This window comes from Streptomyces sp. NPDC000229 (genome assembly GCF_040300825.1).
GTDB lineage: Bacteria > Actinomycetota > Actinomycetes > Streptomycetales > Streptomycetaceae > Streptomyces.
This window is the reverse complement of the sequence record NZ_JBEPEL010000025.1, coordinates 24210-39476: the sequence shown is the minus strand read 5'-3', so window position 1 is coordinate 39476 and position 15267 is coordinate 24210. Positions and strand designations below refer to the sequence as shown.

Below are 15267 nucleotides of genomic sequence, written 5' to 3'. Positions count from 1 at the left end.
CCCGGGGCCCGGAAAGCCCTGTCAGCGGTCGGCTTCGTCACTCCTGTGGGATCCCCCCGGCGGGAATAGATCCCGCCGCTCGTCGAGCTCCCTGACCAGGTCCTCCAGCTCGGAGCGGATCCAGTCGCGGGTGGCGACCTCGCCGAGGCCCATCCGCAGCGCGGCGATCTCCCTGGTCAGGTACTCGGTGTCGGCGATGGAGCGCTCGTTCTGCTTGCGGTCCTGCTCCAGGTTGACCCGGTCCCGGTCGGCCTGCCGGTTCTGGGCCAGCAGGATCAGCGGAGCCGCGTAGGAGGCCTGGAGCGACAGGGCCAGCGTCAGGAAGATGAAGGGGTACTCGTCCCAGCGGAGGTGCCCGGGTGCCGAGATGTTCCACACCACCCAGACGATGACGATCACCGTCATCCAGACCAGGAACCGCCCGGTGCCGATGAAACGGGCGACCCGCTCCGAGAGCCGGCCGAACGCCTCGGGGTCGTACGCCGGCAACAGCTTGGGCCGCCGGATCCGTGGCTGGTCCAGCCGGATGCGGGGGGCGGGCGGCTCGCCGGGACGCTCATGCGCCATGCGCGGCCTCGCTCTCGCCCTCCGGCTCGAACTCCGTCTCCCGCCAGTCCTCGGGCAGCAGGTGGTCGAGTACGTCGTCGACGGTGACCGCGCCGAGCAGTGACCCGCTCTCGTCCACGACCGGGGCGGCGACCAGGTTGTACGCGGCGAGGTAGCTGGTCACCGAGGGCAGTGGGGTGTCCGGGGTGAGCGGCGCCAGGTCGGTGTCCGCGATCGCCGAGACCAGCGTGAAGGGCGGGTCGCGCAGCAGCCGCTGGAAGTGCACGGTCCCCAGGTACTTGCCGGTCGGGGTCTCGTCGGGCGCCCGGCACACGTACACCTGGGCGGCGAGGGCCGGCGACAGGTCCTGCTGACGTACTCGCGCCAGCGCGTCGGCGACCGTCGCATCGGGGCGCAGCACGATCGGCTCCGTGGTCATCAGACCGCCCGCCGTGCGCTCCTCGTACGACATCAGCCGGCGTACGTCGGCGGCGTCGTCCGGCCGCATCAGCGTCAGCAGCCGCTCCTTGTCCTCCTCGGGCAGCTCGGACAGCAGGTCGGCGGCGTCGTCCGGGTCCATGGCCTCCAGGACGTCGGCGGCCCGCTCCTCCTTGAGCTTGCCGAGGATCTCGACCTGGTCGTCCTCGGGCAACTCCTCCAGGACGTCGGCGAGCCGGTCGTCGTCGAGAGCGGCGGCGACCTCGGCGCGGCGCTTGGGGGTCAGGTGGTGCAGGACGTTGGCGAGGTCGGCCGCGCGCATCCGCTCGAAGGTGGCGACCAGGCTCTCGGCGCCCTGCCCCACCTCCTCCAGCGAGAAACCGGTCACCGCCGACCACTCGACGGTCAGCGTCTCGCCCTTGCGGCGCAGCGCCCCGCCGCCGCCCCGGCGCACGAAGACCTTGTCGATCTCCCAGTCGCGGCGGGCCGGGAGCTGCTGGATGGCGACGTCGAGGACGGTCACCTCGGAGCCGTCCTCGACGAGCCGGACCCGGCGGTCGAGCAGTTCGCCGAGGACCAGGCGCTCGGTGGGGCGCTGCTCGAAGCGGCGTACGTTGAGCACGCCGGTGGTGATCACCTGGCCGGACTCGACGCCGGTGACCCGGGTCATGGGCAGGAAGATCCGGCGGCGCCCGATCACCTCCACGACCAGGCCGAGGAGGCGAGGCGGGCGGCGGCCGACGCGCAGCATGGCGACCAGGTCGCGCACCCGGCCGACCTGGTCGCCGTTCGGGTCGAAGACGGGGATGCCGGCGAGGTGCGAGACGAAGATCCGGGAAGCGCCTGCCGCCATGCCGCACACCTCCTCGCCTGCCGGAATCCACATGCTTTGTGCCGATTCAGGCTAGCCCGTCCTGGTGCGGGTCGCCCAGGCAGGGCGTCCGTACGGCTCTCTGCCGAGGGTCGTATACGGCACGGGTACGCTGCGGTCTGCCAACCCCCCACGGTTTGATGAGAGGCAGTGCGCTGGTGACCTTTCTCGCCCCGGCTTCGCGCGCCCGCCGGGCCGCCCTCCCCGTCGCGTTGTGCGCGGGACTGACCGCGGTGCTCACCGCCTGTGGAGAGGAACCGCCCCCCGATCCGGACGCCGGTACCAACGGGGTGGGCAAGCTGTCCGCCACCGCGATCGAGTCGAAGGCGCGCGCGGCGGCGGGTGGGGCCCAGGCCGTACGCCTGTCGGGGACGCTGGTCAGCAAGGGCGGCACGTACGAGCTCAACATGCGGCTGAACCGGACCGGCGCGGCCGGCTCGGTCGTCACCAAGACGTCCACCTTCGAACTGCTGCGGGTCGGCGACGCGCTCTACCTGAAGGCCGACGCGGACTTCTGGGCGAGCGCGACGAGCGCGGAGGGCGAGGCGCGGGACGACTCCGGCACGGGGGCGGCGGACAAGCTCGACGACAAATACGTGAAGGTGCCCGAGGACGACCCCTCCTACAAGCAGCTGCGCGGCTTCACGGAGATGAACGTCCTGCTCAACGGGTTGCTGGAGCTGCACGGCGACGTCGTCAAGGGCGACCGCTCCAAGATCGGCGGCATCCGCACCATCAAGGTCGCGGGCGGCCCCAAGGGCGAGGGCGGCACCCTCGACGTCTCCCTGGAGGGCACGCCCTATCCGCTCCAGTTCGCCCGCGGAGGCGGCGCGGGTGTGGTGGTCCTGTCGGACTGGAACAAGACGTTCCCGCTGACGCCCCCGTCCAAGGACGAGACCCTCGACTACGGCCGTCAGCTCCCCCGCACCAGCGACTGACGCGCCCCCGCTCGCGGGACGGCTGTGCCCCGGCGCCGACGCCCGGCTCCGCCCCGGGCGGGCGCCGCAGCCCCCCGTCGCGGGCGGCCGCCCGTTTTCCGTTCCGGCCGGGCCGGTAGCCGGGTCGGTGGCCGGTGGCCGGTGGCCGGTGCGGGTGGTCGGTGGCCGGTGCGGGTGGCCGGTGGCTGTGCGGGTGGCTGGTGCCGGTGAGCAGGGGCCGGGACGGCTCCGGGCTCGCGACGCGGCGGTCAGCGCTTGCGGCGCTTCAGCAGGAGGCGGGGCAGCGCCGCCGGGATCGGGTGGCGGGTGGTGGCCGGGGTGGGGAGCGGGGGCGCCGCCAGGGAGCCGTCCGGGTGGGCGGTCGTCGCGCCCTGCGGGGTGAGCCGCAGCACCCGGCACTCGCGCGCCCAGCGGTCGGTCATCGTCTCCGCGTCCGGGGCGTTCAGCCGCTTGCCCTTCAGCTCCGCGACGGCCGCTTCCCACGGCTCCGAACCCGGGGCCAGCTCGGTCACGGTGGCCGTCCAGGCGACCACGCGGCCGCCCTTGTCCTTGCTGCGCACCGTCACCTCGGCGGCGGAGCCGTCCGCGAGCCCCGGCAGCGGCTGCTCGCCCGGCCCGTCGCCGACGACGTGCGCCGCGCCGTCGACCCACACGTGCCACAGCGCGCGGGCCGGGCCCTCGCCCCGTACCCAGATGAGGCCGGACTTCTTGGTGGCCTCCTCGACGAGGGCCTGGTCGAGCAGTGCGTCTGTCATGACTCGCAGCTTAGCTACAGCCATCCGTTGCGCTTCAGGGTGCGGTGGATGGCGAAACAGATCACCGAGATCCCCACCAGGACCAGCGGATAGCCGAACTTCCACCGAAGCTCCGGCATGTAGTCGAAGTTCATGCCGTACACGCCGCACACCGCCGTCGGTACGGCGATGATCGCCGCCCACGACGTGATCTTGCGCATGTCCTCGTTCTGCGCGACCGTCGCCTGCGCCAGGTTGGCCTGGAGGATCGAGTTCAGCAGCTCGTCGTAGGAGATGACCTGCTCCTGGACCCGCGCCAGGTGGTCGGCGACGTCCCGGAAGTACTTCTGGATGTCGGGGTCCACCAGCCGCATGGGCCGCTCGCTCAGCAGCTGCATCGGCCGCAGCAGCGGCGACACCGCCCGCTTGAACTCCAGCACCTCACGCTTGAGCTGGTAGATCCGTCCCGTGTCGGCGCCGCGCGTGGAGCCCTTCGCGGGGGGCGAGAAGACGTCGATCTCGATCTGGTCGATGTCGATCTGCACCGCGTCCGCGACCGCGATGTAGCCGTCCACCACGTGGTCGGCGATGGCGTGCAGCACCGCCGACGGCCCCTTCTCCAGCAGCTCCGGCTCGCCCTCCATCCGGTGCCGCAGGTTGCGCAGCGAGCCCTGCCCGCCGTGCCGAACGGTGATCACGAAGTCCCGGCCGGTGAAGCACATCACCTCACCGGTCTCCACGACCTCGCTGGTCGCCGTGAGCTCGGCGTGCTCCACGTAGTGGATCGTCTTGAAGACGGTGAACAGCGTGTCGTCGTACCGCTCCAGCTTGGGCCGCTGGTGGGCGTGGACCGCGTCCTCGACGGCCAGCGGGTGCAGTCCGAACTCCGCCGCGATTCCGGCGAATTCGGCTTCCGTCGGCTCGTGCAGCCCGATCCACGCGAAACCGCCGCTCTCGCGCACCTGCCGCATGGCCTCGCGCGGCGTGAGGCAGGCGTCGGTCGCGTCGTCCTTCACCCGGCGGCCGTCGCGGTACACGGCGCAGTCGACGACCGCGGTGGACGTCGACGGGTCACGGGTCGCGTCGTAGGAGTTGTACGTGTTGTAGGGGGCACTGCTCTTGCGCAGGGACGGGCGGACCGCTGCGCGCAGGTCACGGATCATCGACATGGCTGGCTCCTTCACGGAGAGGCCGTCGCGGGGCGTGGCACAGCCCGGAATGAGGACGTGGCGTTCCTTACGTCCGCAAAGCGGGCGGCACCGCGGGATCGCGGTGACGGCGTTCGCTACAGACAGGCAAAACGGTGTGCTCTTCCGTCGTGCGAATAGCCATGACCTCACACTCACGCTCCATGAGGACGAGCGGGAGCAGGCAGGTGAGATGCCTCTCAGGTCACAGAGAAAAGCCGCGGGCGGAAGAGCGGTTGGTACTGCACGGTCGACTTCGATCCACCGCAGCCCCACCTCCTCCGGCCGGTCCCCCTTGAGGGATGACGTGTTGTCGGGGCTGGAAAGCGACTCCCCCGGCTACCGCTGGGAGGTGCCCCCGGCGTGCTGCCCCGACTAGCAGGCGGCCAAGACTATCAGCCGACTGAGGGTCAATCCCTTACTTTGCCCCTTCCATATGCGCTCTATGCTCCCCGCATGGGAGAAGTTCTTGCTCTGGTCGAGGCACGGCTGCGTACCGCCCTCGGTGAACCGGACGCGCGTGCCGCGGTGACGTTCCTGGGGACCGATCGCATCGAGGTCCTCCGCTTCCCGGACACCGCGCTCGGCCTGGTGAGATACGCCACTCTCGGCATGTCGGCGCAGCCGATGACCGACCCGACCGAGGCACTCGCCGACCCGGTCAAGGGCCCGCGCGCGGAGCTCCTGCTGTCCGTACGGGCGGGGCTCGCCGACACGGACAAGGTGCTGCGCCCGCTCGCGGTCCTAGCCGCTTCGCCGCAGGTCGAGGGAGTGGTCGTCGCCCCGGGCGCGTCCCTGGACACCGGCGAACCCCTGTGGCCCGGCGCGCCGTTCACCTCCGTGCTCGTCGCGGAGCCCGGCGGGCTCGTCGAGGACCTGGAGCTGGACGCGCCGATGGACCCGGTGCGGTTCCTGCCGTTGCTGCCGATGACGCCCAATGAGGCGGCGTGGAAGCGCGTGCACGGTGCGCAGGCACTCCAGGAGCGGTGGCTGACGGCCGGTACGGACCTGCGCGATCCGCTGCGCAGGTCCGTAACTCTCGACTGATTCCCGTCAGTTGGCCGCGAAGGCGGGCCGGGCCTGTCGCGAGCGGTGTTCCTCGGCCTCGTGGGTGAGTGCGCGGCGGCGCGCCCACACGATGCCGGCGCCGATCGCGGCCGCGACGCCCGCCGCGACGAACGGCATGTGGATGTCGCTCCACTCCTCGATCCTGGGTGCGAGCCAGGGCGCGGCGGCGGCCGCGAACCATCGCACGAAGTTGTAGCCGGCGCTGGCCACCGGCCGCGGGGCGTCCGACACGCCGAGGGCCAGCTCGGTGAAGACGGTGTTGTTCACGCCGATGAAGGCACCGGACAGGACGGTGCAGACGATCGCGGTGGTGTGGTCGCCGTATCCGAGGACGACGACGTCGGCGGCGAGCAGCAGGAGCGAGCCGCCGAGCACCCTCAGCGACCCGAACCGCTCCTGGAGGCGCGGCGCGACCAGCACGGAGAAGACCGCGAGCAGCACCCCCCACGCGAAGAACACCGCGCCGGACTTGTACGGCGTCATGTTCAGCACGAACGGCGTGAAGGCGAGCACCGTGAAGAAGGCGTAGTTGTAGAAGAACGCGGAGGCGGCGGCGGACGCCAGCCCGCCGTGCCCGAGCGCCTTGAGCGGGTCGGACAGCGACGTCTTGCGGGCGGGCCTCGGCTGCTCCGTCAGGAACGCGGCGATGCACAGGAAGCCGATGGCCATCAGCACGGCCGTGCCGAAGAAGGGGTAGCGCCAGCTCGCGTCGCCCAGGACGGCTCCGACCAGGGGCCCGCAGGCCATGCCGAGGCCGAGGGCCGACTCGTACAGCAGGACCGCGGCCGCGCTGCCGCCCGCCGCCGCGCCGACGATGACGGCCAGCGAGGTGGAGACGAACAGCGCGTTGCCGAGTCCCCAGCCGGCCCGGAAGCCGACCAGCTCGCCGACCGAGCCCGACGTACCGGAGAGGGCGGCGAAGACGATCACCAGCGCGAGCCCGGCGAGGAGCGTCCTGCGGCCGCCGATGCGGCTGGAGACGAAGCCGGTGACCAGCATGGCGACGGCGGTGATCAGGAAGTACGAGGTGAACAGCAGCGACACCTGGCTGGGTGTGGCGTGCAGGCCCCGGGCGATGGACGGCAGGATCGGGTCGACCAGCCCGATGCCCATGAAGGCGACGACGGACGCGCCGGCCGTGGCCCAGACGGCCTTCGGCTGCCGCAGGATGCTGCCGGCCCCCTCGTCGAACGGATCCTTCTCCCGCATGCCTCTCCTCCGATGGACTGCCGGATGGATAGTTGTCACATACACACAATAAGTTAGAGGGGCTAATTGATGCAAGATGCATTTATATTGGGTGGGGGAAGCGGCACACCGGACGGGTGATCGTCCTTGACGAGGCGACGGCCGGGGAGGACCGTTGAACCCTATGAGGGGCGAACCCAGTTGCCCGAAGTGCGGAGGCCGGGTCCGGGCGCCCGGTCTCTTTTCCGACTCGTGGCAGTGCGACGTGCACGGCGCCGTGCACCCGCTGCAGCCCGTGATCCCGCCCAGTGTCGAAGCGCTCGGCGTGGTCACGCACCGCGCACAGGTGCCCGTCTGGATGCCCTGGCCCTTGCCGGTGGGCTGGCTGTTCACCGGTGTCGCGTACGCGGGGGACGACCGCAGCGGCGGCCGCGCCACCGTCGTCGCCTGCTCCGGCCCCGGCCCGCTCGGCGGCATGGGCGAGCTGCTGCTGGTCGCCGAGGAGCTGGGCGTCGGACTGGGAGCGCGGTACGCCGGGATCGACGGCCCCGACCCGGGACCGCACATGTGCACCGGCAACCGCCCGCAGGCCAAGGTCCTCGCCGCCGGCCGCCCCACCCCGCTCTGGCACGTCAGCGACGCCCCGGAGGACCGCGCGGTCTTCGCCGGCGAGGCACGGGGGCTGTGGCTGTGGGCCGTCGTCTGGCCCGAGAAGTCGGGCCTGCTGATGTACGACGAGCTCGTCCTGACGGACCTGCGGGAGGCCGGATCCGAGGTGGAGCTGCTCCCGTGCGGCGCGCTGAGTCCCAGGCTGCTGGACTGACGGGCGAGAGCCCGGGCGGAACGCCGGTATCCTTTTGAGCGTCCCCCGTCCGTCCCCGAGCCCCGGAGTCACGCGTCGTGCGCATCGACCTGCACACCCACTCCACGGCTTCCGACGGCACGGACACCCCCGCCGAGCTCGTGCTCGGCGCCGCCGCGGCAGGGCTCGACGTCGTCGCCCTGACCGACCACGACACCACGCGGGGCCACGCCGAGGCGATGGCCGCGCTTCCCGAGGGCCTCACGCTGGTCACGGGCGCCGAGCTCTCGTGCCGGATCGACGGCATCGGCATGCACATGCTCGCGTACCTCTTCGACCCGGACGAGCCCGAGCTGGCCCGCGAGCGCGAGCTGGTGCGAGACGACCGCGTCCCGCGCGCCCGCGCCATGGTCGGCAAGCTCCAGGACCTGGGCGTGCCCCTCATGTGGGAGCGGGTCGCCGCCATCGCAGGAGACGGGTCCGTCGGCCGGCCGCACATCGCCGAGGCCCTCGTCGAACTGGGCGTCGTGCCCAGCGTCTCCGACGCCTTCACGCCCGAGTGGCTCGCCGACGGCGGCCGGGCGTACGTCGAGAAGCACGAGCTCGACCCGTTCACGGCGATCCGTCTCGTCAAGGCGGCCGGCGGCGTCACCGTCTTCGCGCACCCCGGGGCCGCCAAGCGCGGCCGCACGGTGCCCGAGTCGGTCATCGCCGACCTGGCCGCGTACGGCGTGGACGGCATCGAGATCGATCACATGGACCACGACGAGCCGACGCGCGCCCGGCTGCGCGGGCTCGCCGCCGAACTGGGCCTGCTGACCACCGGTTCCAGCGACTACCACGGCACCCGCAAGACCTGCCGCCTCGGCGACCACACCACCGACCCCGAGATCTACGGCGAGATCACGCGCCGCGCGACCGGCGCGTTCCCGGTGCCGGGCACGGGGGGACCCTCCCAGGCATAGCTCTGGGGGAGGATCGCGTCCATGATCCCCGCGCGGGCGGTGTGCCCGCCGACGGACGCCGCCCGGGCCCTGTCCCGCGTGGCGGGACGCCCTCCGTGACCCCTCATGGGCGGAATCCCGTCCATGAGACCCCCTCCATCCGCACACCGAACTCCTCTGTACGACCCTCCTCCCGCAAGGCTCACCGTGTTCGACGTCGCCGTCTTCGGCTCCCTCTTCCTCACCCTTTTTGTCATCATGGATCCCCCCGGGATCACCCCGATCTTCCTGGCCCTGACCTCCGGCCGGGCCACCAAGGTCCAGCGCCGGATGGCCTGGCAGGCCGTCGCGGTCGCCTTCGGCGTGATCACCGTCTTCGGCATCCTCGGCCAGCAGATCCTGGCGTACCTGCACGTCTCCGTGCCCGCACTGATGATCGCGGGCGGGCTGCTCCTGCTGCTCATCGCGCTCGACCTGCTGACCGGCAAGACCGACGAGCCCAAGCAGACGAAGGACGTCAACGTCGCCCTCGTACCGCTGGGCATGCCGCTGCTGGCCGGTCCCGGCGCGATCGTGTCGGTGATCCTCGCCGTGCAGCACGCGGACGGCGTCAGCGGGCAGATCTCCGTCTGGGCGGCGATCGTCGCCATGCATGTCGTGCTGTGGCTGACGATGCGCTATTCGCTGCTGATCATCAGGGTCATCAAGGACGGCGGTGTGGTGCTGGTGACCCGGCTCGCCGGGATGATGCTGTCGGCGATCGCGGTGCAGCAGATCATCAACGGTGTCACCCAGGTCATCCAGGGTTCCTGACACACCACTGCGCCCCCGTACGGATTCCGGCTCCCTCGAAGCGGCCGGAGTCCGCGCGGGGGCGCGGTGTCAGAGCGTCGATCCTGCTATGAGGCCGTGGTCGCGGCCGGGCGGATCCAGATGCGCTGGCCGATCGAGGCGGCCTGCTGCACGATCCGGTTGACGGAGGCGGCGTCCACGACGGTGGTGTCCACGGGCGTGCCGTCGACGTCGTCGAGTCGCAGAATCTCGAAGCGCATGGGCTTCTCCCTTCGTCCTGAGTTGATCCTCCTGAAGGAGAACTGTGTTCACGTACGAGTTCCAACGGCTTGTAGGGGGCAAACATTCCCTACGCTAAAGAAATTTTTTGAGCGTCTAAGTAATCGCGGGTGGCTGGTGGCGGGCACGGTCGCGGAGCCGGACAATGAGCCCCGTATGAACCATGACCCGGACACCCCCGCACTCACCGAGCTCGGCGCCCGCCTGGAGCGCACCAATGAGCTCCTTCAGCGCATGCTGGCCGAGGTCGCCAAGACGCCCTCGACACACGCCATCTTCGTCGACGCCGGTTACGTCCATGCTGCGGCCGGGTTGCTTGTGGCGGGCACCGAGGACCGGCGCTCCTTCGACCTGGACGCGGAAGGGCTCATCGAGGCCTTCATCGACAAGGCCCGCACCATCTTCGCGGACAGCCGCCTGCTGCGCGTCTACTGGTACGACGGCGCCCGGCGCCGTATCCACACCCCCGAACAGCAGGCGATCGCCGAACTCCCCGACGTCAAGGTCCGGCTGGGCAATCTCAACGCCAACAACCAGCAGAAGGGCGTCGACTCCCTCATCCGCACCGACCTGGAGTCACTGGCCCGCCACCGCGCCATCAGCGACGCGGCGCTGATCGGCGGCGACGAGGACCTGGTCTCGGCGGTCGAGGCGGCCCAGGGGTACGGGGCCCGGGTCCACCTCTGGGGCATCGAGGCGGCGGAGGGCCGCAACCAGGCCGAGCCCCTGCTCTGGGAGGTCGACAGCACCCGCACCTTCGACCTCGCCTTCTGCCGCCCCTACATCACCCGGCGTCCGGTGACGACGTACGAGAGCGAGGGCGAACCGCCGCCGTCACGTGACGAGGTGCGTTTCCTGGGCGCGCAGATCGCGGAGACCTGGCTGGGGGAGCGGGGGCACGACGCGATGGCCGAGCTGCTGCCCGGCCACCCGTACCTCCCCGGTCCGGTGGACCAGGATCTTCTCGTCGAGGCGGAACGGCGGCTGAGCCGGTCCCTGCGCGGGCACGCCGTGCTTCGGCGGTCGCTGCGGGACGGCTTCTGGCAGCAGCTTCAGTCGCGGTTCTGACGGTCCCAGAACCGCGCCACGGCGGTCGAGGTCTCCACCGGGCGGTCGGTGTTGGGCGAGTGCTCGGCGCCCTCGACGCGCGTCCGGTGGGCGCCCAACCGGTCCGCCATCGCGTCGAGGAGCGGCACCGGCCACGTGTCGTCCCGGATGCCCGAGATCACGTGCACAGGCAGTGGCGGGCGTACGGCGGCGAGCTCGTCGACCCGGTCGGGCTCGACGGTCAGTTGGCGGCCGGTGGCCAGGAGCTGCGCGGGATTGTGCAGCAGCCAGCGGCGGCGGAGGTCCTCCCGGTGACTGCCCGCCTCGTCGGCGTCCTCCGGCGGGTCGAGGGCGCGCATGGCGTCCCACACCTGGCCCATGGTCATCACCGCGAGAGCGTCACTCAGCAGTTTGATCTTGTCCTGCTGGGCTGGCGTGACCTGGGCGGGCCCGGACGACATCAGGGTGAGGGTGACGAACGGCTCCGGGTCGAGCAGCACGGCCGCCCGGGCGATCTGGCCGCCGAGGGAATGGCCGAGGAGATGGACCCGACCGCTGTCGAGGGCCTTCGCCTGTGCCAGTACGTCACGCGCCAACTCGTCCTGGTCGTAGCCCTGTTGATCGCTGGGACCGGGGGTCTCGTACTGCCCGCGACCGTCCACGGCGACGGTGCGGTAGCCCGCGTCGGCGAGCGGTTCGAGCATGGCGATGAAGTCCTCCTTGGACCCGGTGTACCCGGGCAGCAGGAGGGCCGTCCCCTTCGGCTCCGTACCGTCGGCGGGCGCCGCGTCCAGCACGGCGAAGTCGCCACGGGACGTACGGAGGGTGCGGGCACGGGCGCAGAGGGGCGGGGTGAACGTGGGCGGGCGGCTCATGGGACGAGGCTAGCGGGGCCCGGGCCCGGGTGCCGACAGCGACGGCCCCGCTCCCTGGGAGGGGGCGGGGCCGTCGCTCGTGGATCGGTCAGCCGTCAGCTCTCGGCCTGCGCGGCTGCCGCGGCCTTCGCCGTCCGACGCCGGCGGGGCTTGGCCTCGACCGCCTCGACCGCCTCGACGGTCTCGGCGACCGGCGTGGTGGCCTTACGGGTGCGGCGGCGGGGCTTGGACTCCGCTACCGGCTCGGCGGCCTCGGTGACCGGTTCGGTGGCCGGCTGGGCTGCCTTACGGGTACGGCGCGGCTTGGCCTCGACCGCCTCGACGGTCTCGGTGGCCTCGCCGGCCGGCTCCGCGGCCTTGCGGGTCCGGCGGCGGGGCTTGGCTTCGGCCTCGACGGTCTCGGTGACCGGTTCGGTGGCCGGCTGGGCTGCCTTGCGGGTACGGCGCGGCTTGGCCTCGACCGCCTCGACGGTCTCGGTGGCCTCGCCGGCCGGCTCCGCGGCCTTGCGGGTCCGGCGGCGCGGCTTGGGCTCCGCTACGGGCTCCGCGGTCTCGAGGGTCACCTCGGCGACCGGCTCGGTGACCGGCTCGGTGACCGGCTCGGCGGCCTTGCGAGTGCGGCGGCGCGGCTTGGGCTCCGCTACCGGCTCCGCGGCCTCGGTGGTCACCTCGGCGACCGGCGCGGTGGCCACGGCTTCCGCCGCCGGGGCACCTGCGCGGGTGCGGGTCCGGCGCCGACGCGGGGTGCGCGGCTCCGGGGCCTCGTCGGCCGCGGGAGTCACCGTCTCGGTGGTCGTCGCCGCCTCGTCGCCCGTCACGGGGGCGCCGCTCCGCGTGCGCCGGCGCTGACGCGGTGTCCGCGTACGCTCCGGGCGCTCCTCCGTACGGTCGGAACGCTCCGTACGCTCCGGACGCCGCCCGCGCGACCCACGGCCGCCCGTCTCGCCGAGGTCCTCGACCTCTTCCGCGCCCAGACCGGCACGGGTCCGCTCGGCACGCGGCAGGACGCCCTTCGTACCCGCCGGGATGTCCATCTCCGCGTACAAGTGCGGGGACGTCGAATACGTCTCGACCGGGTCGTGGAAGTCCAGGCCCAGCGCCTTGTTGATCAGCTGCCAGCGCGGGATGTCGTCCCAGTCGACCAGCGTGACGGCGATGCCCTTCTTGCCTGCGCGGCCGGTGCGGCCCACGCGGTGGAGGAAGGTCTTCTCGTCCTCGGGCGTCTGGTAGTTGATGACGTGCGTGACGCCCTCGACGTCGATGCCGCGCGCCGCGACGTCGGTGCAGACGAGGACGTCCACCTTGCCGTTGCGGAACGCGCGCAGCGCCTGCTCACGGGCGCCCTGGCCGAGGTCGCCGTGGACCGCGCCGGAGGCGAAGCCGCGCCGCTCCAGCTGCTCGGCGATGTCGGCCGCCGTGCGCTTCGTACGGCAGAAGATCATCGCGAGTCCGCGGCCGTTGGCCTGGAGGATGCGCGAGACCAGCTCGGGCTTGTCCATGGAGTGCGCGCGGTAGACGCGCTGCGTGGTGTTCGCGACCGTCGCGCCCGCGTCGTCCGGTGAGGTGGCGCTGATGTGCGTCGGCTGCGACATGTAGCGGCGGGCCAGGCCGATGACCGCGCCCGGCATGGTCGCCGAGAACAGCATGGTCTGGCGCTTCGCCGGAAGCATGTTGATGATCTTCTCGACGTCGGGCAGGAAGCCCAGGTCGAGCATCTCGTCGGCCTCGTCGAGCACGAGAGCTTTGACCTTGGACAGGTCCAGCTTGCGCTGCCCGGCGAGGTCGAGGAGGCGGCCCGGGGTGCCGACGATCACGTCGACGCCCTTCTTCAGGGCCTCGACCTGCGGCTCGTACGCACGGCCGCCGTAGATCGCGAGAACGCGGACGTTACGGACCTTGCCGGCGGTGAGCAGGTCGTTGGTGACCTGCGTGCACAGCTCACGGGTGGGGACGACCACGAGCGCCTGCGGGGCGTCGGTCAGCTGCTCGGGCTTGGCCCGGCCCGCCTCGACGTCCGCGGGGACGGTGACGCGCTCCAGCAGCGGCAGCCCGAAGCCGAGGGTCTTGCCGGTGCCGGTCTTGGCCTGGCCGATGACGTCGGAGCCGGAGAGGGCGACCGGGAGGGTCATTTCCTGGATGGGGAAGGGGGACGTGATGCCGACGGCTTCGAGCGCCTCGGCCGTCTCGGGAAGGATCCCGAGCTCTCGGAAAGTCGTAGTCAGGGTGCTGCCTCTTCTGTGAGACGCGGCATGAGGCGAACGCTGGGGGTCTTACCGTGCCGGGACTGTCCGGCCGCAGTCGGACACGAACACAGCCGGGTGGCACGGGACCACTGCCGTCGCTCGAGCGTCATACCGCTGAGGGGCCCCTCATGTGCGGCTCATGCGCACGGAGGGCTGTCGGGTCGGAGCCGATCGGGCCACCGACCGGGCATCCTCATTCATGAGATGACCCGCCGAGTACATACGAACATGACTGACTACTCAGCAGGCGCATTACCACTGTACCCCGGATCCTCGCAGGTGTGTTGGGCCAATTCATAAGGAGGGGGAGGTCACAGTGGATGACCAGGGCCTTCGGCCGCGCGGCGGGCGGGCTATTGTGCGCTTCATGGAGACGCCTGACAACGCCGCCGCTTCCGCCGCCGCCGAAGAACCGACCGGGATCGCCGCCCTGGACTGGGCCGGCGCCTCCGCCGAGCCCCAGTACCGCGCCGCGGTCGTGGACCTGCTCGGCGCGCTCGCGTACGGGGAGCTGGCGGCCTTCGAACGGCTGGCCGAGGACGCGAAGCTGGCGCCCACGCTCGCCGACAAGGCGGAGCTGGCGAAGATGGCGTCGGCCGAGTTCCACCACTTCGAGCGACTGCGGGACCGGCTGTCGGCGATCGACGCGGAGCCCACGGCCGCGATGGAGCCGTTCGCGAAGGCGCTGGACGACTTCCACCGCCAGACCGCGCCGTCCGACTGGCTGGAGGGGCTGGTCAAGGCGTACGTCGGCGACTCGATCGCCAGCGACTTCTACCGGGAGGTCGCCGTCCGGCTGGACTCCGACACGCGCGCGCTGGTGCTGGCGGTGCTGGACGACACCGGGCACGGGAACTTCGCCGTGGAGAAGGTGCGCGCCGCGATCGAGGCCGACCCGCGGGTGGGCGGCCGTCTCGCACTGTGGGCGCGCCGGCTGATGGGCGAGGCCCTGTCGCAGGCCCAGCGGGTGGTGGCGGAGCGGGACGCGCTGTCGACGATGCTCGTGGGCGGCGTGGCGGACGGGTTCGACCTGGCGGCGGTGGGCGAGATGTTCTCCCGTATCACCAAGGCCCACACCAAGCGCATGGCCGCGCTTGGCCTGGCGGCCTGACGGGACGCTGTCCCGTCGCCCCTGACGGGGTGAACGACGGTGGTACGTGGGGGCTGACGCCCCCACACGCCCGGGCCCGGCGCTTCGCGCCGCGAGGCGCGTGGGCGGTCCCGCTCGTGGGCGGTCTTGCCTTCCGGGCCCTGCCTATGGGGGGCGTCTTCCGGGTCCCGGTTTCCGGTCCCTGCCTTCGGGGTCCCTCTTCCG

The 15267-nt window shown here is 71.6% G+C and carries 15 protein-coding genes; 7 read left to right on the top strand and 8 right to left on the bottom strand.

The window, feature by feature from the left end:
• Positions 1-21: 21 nt before the first annotated feature.
• Complete coding sequence (locus ABT360_RS15375) at positions 22-567, bottom strand: DUF1003 domain-containing protein (protein WP_351815346.1); 546 nt, start codon at positions 565-567, stop codon at positions 22-24.
• Positions 557-1837, bottom strand: a complete 1281-nt coding sequence (locus ABT360_RS15370; RefSeq protein ID WP_351815343.1) for a magnesium transporter MgtE N-terminal domain-containing protein — start codon at positions 1835-1837, stop codon at positions 557-559. The genes ABT360_RS15375 and ABT360_RS15370 overlap by 11 nt, the downstream gene beginning before the upstream one ends.
• 176 nt (positions 1838-2013) lie before the next feature.
• Between ABT360_RS15370 and ABT360_RS15365 the strand changes: the two genes are divergently transcribed.
• The gene (locus tag ABT360_RS15365; RefSeq protein ID WP_351815340.1) at positions 2014-2793 is read left to right on the top strand and encodes a hypothetical protein; all 780 of its coding nucleotides are present in this window, start codon (positions 2014-2016) and stop codon (positions 2791-2793) included.
• A gap of 248 nt (positions 2794-3041) precedes the next feature.
• On the opposite strand, the gene ABT360_RS15360 is transcribed toward ABT360_RS15365, so the two are convergent.
• Positions 3042-3548 carry a hypothetical protein gene (locus tag ABT360_RS15360; protein ID WP_351815338.1) on the bottom strand — a complete coding sequence of 169 codons (507 nt, stop codon included), beginning with the start codon at positions 3546-3548 and terminating at the stop codon, positions 3042-3044.
• A gap of 14 nt (positions 3549-3562) precedes the next feature.
• On the bottom strand, positions 3563-4696 hold the full coding sequence (locus ABT360_RS15355) for a magnesium and cobalt transport protein CorA (RefSeq protein ID WP_351815335.1): 1134 nt from the start codon (positions 4694-4696) through the stop codon (positions 3563-3565).
• A gap of 474 nt (positions 4697-5170) precedes the next feature.
• Between ABT360_RS15355 and ABT360_RS15350 the strand changes: the two genes are divergently transcribed.
• The gene (locus tag ABT360_RS15350) at positions 5171-5761 is read left to right on the top strand and encodes a suppressor of fused domain protein (RefSeq protein ID WP_351815332.1); all 591 of its coding nucleotides are present in this window, start codon (positions 5171-5173) and stop codon (positions 5759-5761) included.
• Positions 5762-5767: 6 nt separating this feature from the next.
• On the opposite strand, the gene ABT360_RS15345 is transcribed toward ABT360_RS15350, so the two are convergent.
• Positions 5768-6991 carry an MFS transporter gene (locus ABT360_RS15345; RefSeq protein ID WP_351815330.1) on the bottom strand — a complete coding sequence of 408 codons (1224 nt, stop codon included), beginning with the start codon at positions 6989-6991 and terminating at the stop codon, positions 5768-5770.
• A 163-nt stretch (positions 6992-7154) separates the two neighbouring features.
• Between ABT360_RS15345 and ABT360_RS15340 the strand changes: the two genes are divergently transcribed.
• From ABT360_RS15340 to ABT360_RS15330, 3 genes are all read left to right on the top strand, one after another.
• Positions 7155-7793, top strand: a complete 639-nt coding sequence (locus tag ABT360_RS15340; protein WP_351815327.1) for a DUF6758 family protein — start codon at positions 7155-7157, stop codon at positions 7791-7793.
• Between the two features lie 77 nt (positions 7794-7870).
• Positions 7871-8737: a PHP domain-containing protein gene (locus tag ABT360_RS15335; RefSeq protein WP_351815324.1), complete on the top strand. Its 867-nt coding sequence runs from the start codon at positions 7871-7873 to the stop codon at positions 8735-8737.
• Between the two features lie 186 nt (positions 8738-8923).
• Positions 8924-9529 carry a MarC family protein gene (locus tag ABT360_RS15330; RefSeq protein WP_351815321.1) on the top strand — a complete coding sequence of 202 codons (606 nt, stop codon included), beginning with the start codon at positions 8924-8926 and terminating at the stop codon, positions 9527-9529.
• An 86-nt stretch (positions 9530-9615) separates the two neighbouring features.
• On the opposite strand, the gene ABT360_RS15325 is transcribed toward ABT360_RS15330, so the two are convergent.
• A complete protein-coding gene (locus tag ABT360_RS15325; RefSeq protein WP_351815318.1) occupies positions 9616-9768 on the bottom strand; it encodes a hypothetical protein in 153 nt (50 codons plus the stop codon).
• Between the two features lie 175 nt (positions 9769-9943).
• Between ABT360_RS15325 and ABT360_RS15320 the strand changes: the two genes are divergently transcribed.
• Positions 9944-10855, top strand: a complete 912-nt coding sequence (locus ABT360_RS15320) for an NYN domain-containing protein (RefSeq protein WP_351815315.1) — start codon at positions 9944-9946, stop codon at positions 10853-10855.
• Here ABT360_RS15320 and ABT360_RS15315 read toward each other — a convergent pair.
• Both ABT360_RS15315 and ABT360_RS15310 read right to left on the bottom strand, forming a co-directional pair.
• Positions 10840-11709: an alpha/beta fold hydrolase gene (locus ABT360_RS15315; RefSeq protein WP_351815312.1), complete on the bottom strand. Its 870-nt coding sequence runs from the start codon at positions 11707-11709 to the stop codon at positions 10840-10842. The two genes, ABT360_RS15320 and ABT360_RS15315, sit on opposite strands and share 16 nt — an antisense overlap.
• 95 nt (positions 11710-11804) lie before the next feature.
• The gene (locus ABT360_RS15310) at positions 11805-13838 is read right to left on the bottom strand and encodes a DEAD/DEAH box helicase (RefSeq protein WP_351815309.1); all 2034 of its coding nucleotides are present in this window, start codon (positions 13836-13838) and stop codon (positions 11805-11807) included.
• Between the two features lie 481 nt (positions 13839-14319).
• On the opposite strand from ABT360_RS15310, the gene ABT360_RS15305 reads away from it, so the two are divergent.
• On the top strand, positions 14320-15063 hold the full coding sequence (locus tag ABT360_RS15305) for a ferritin-like fold-containing protein (RefSeq protein WP_351815306.1): 744 nt from the start codon (positions 14320-14322) through the stop codon (positions 15061-15063).
• Positions 15064-15267: the final 204 nt, after the last annotated feature.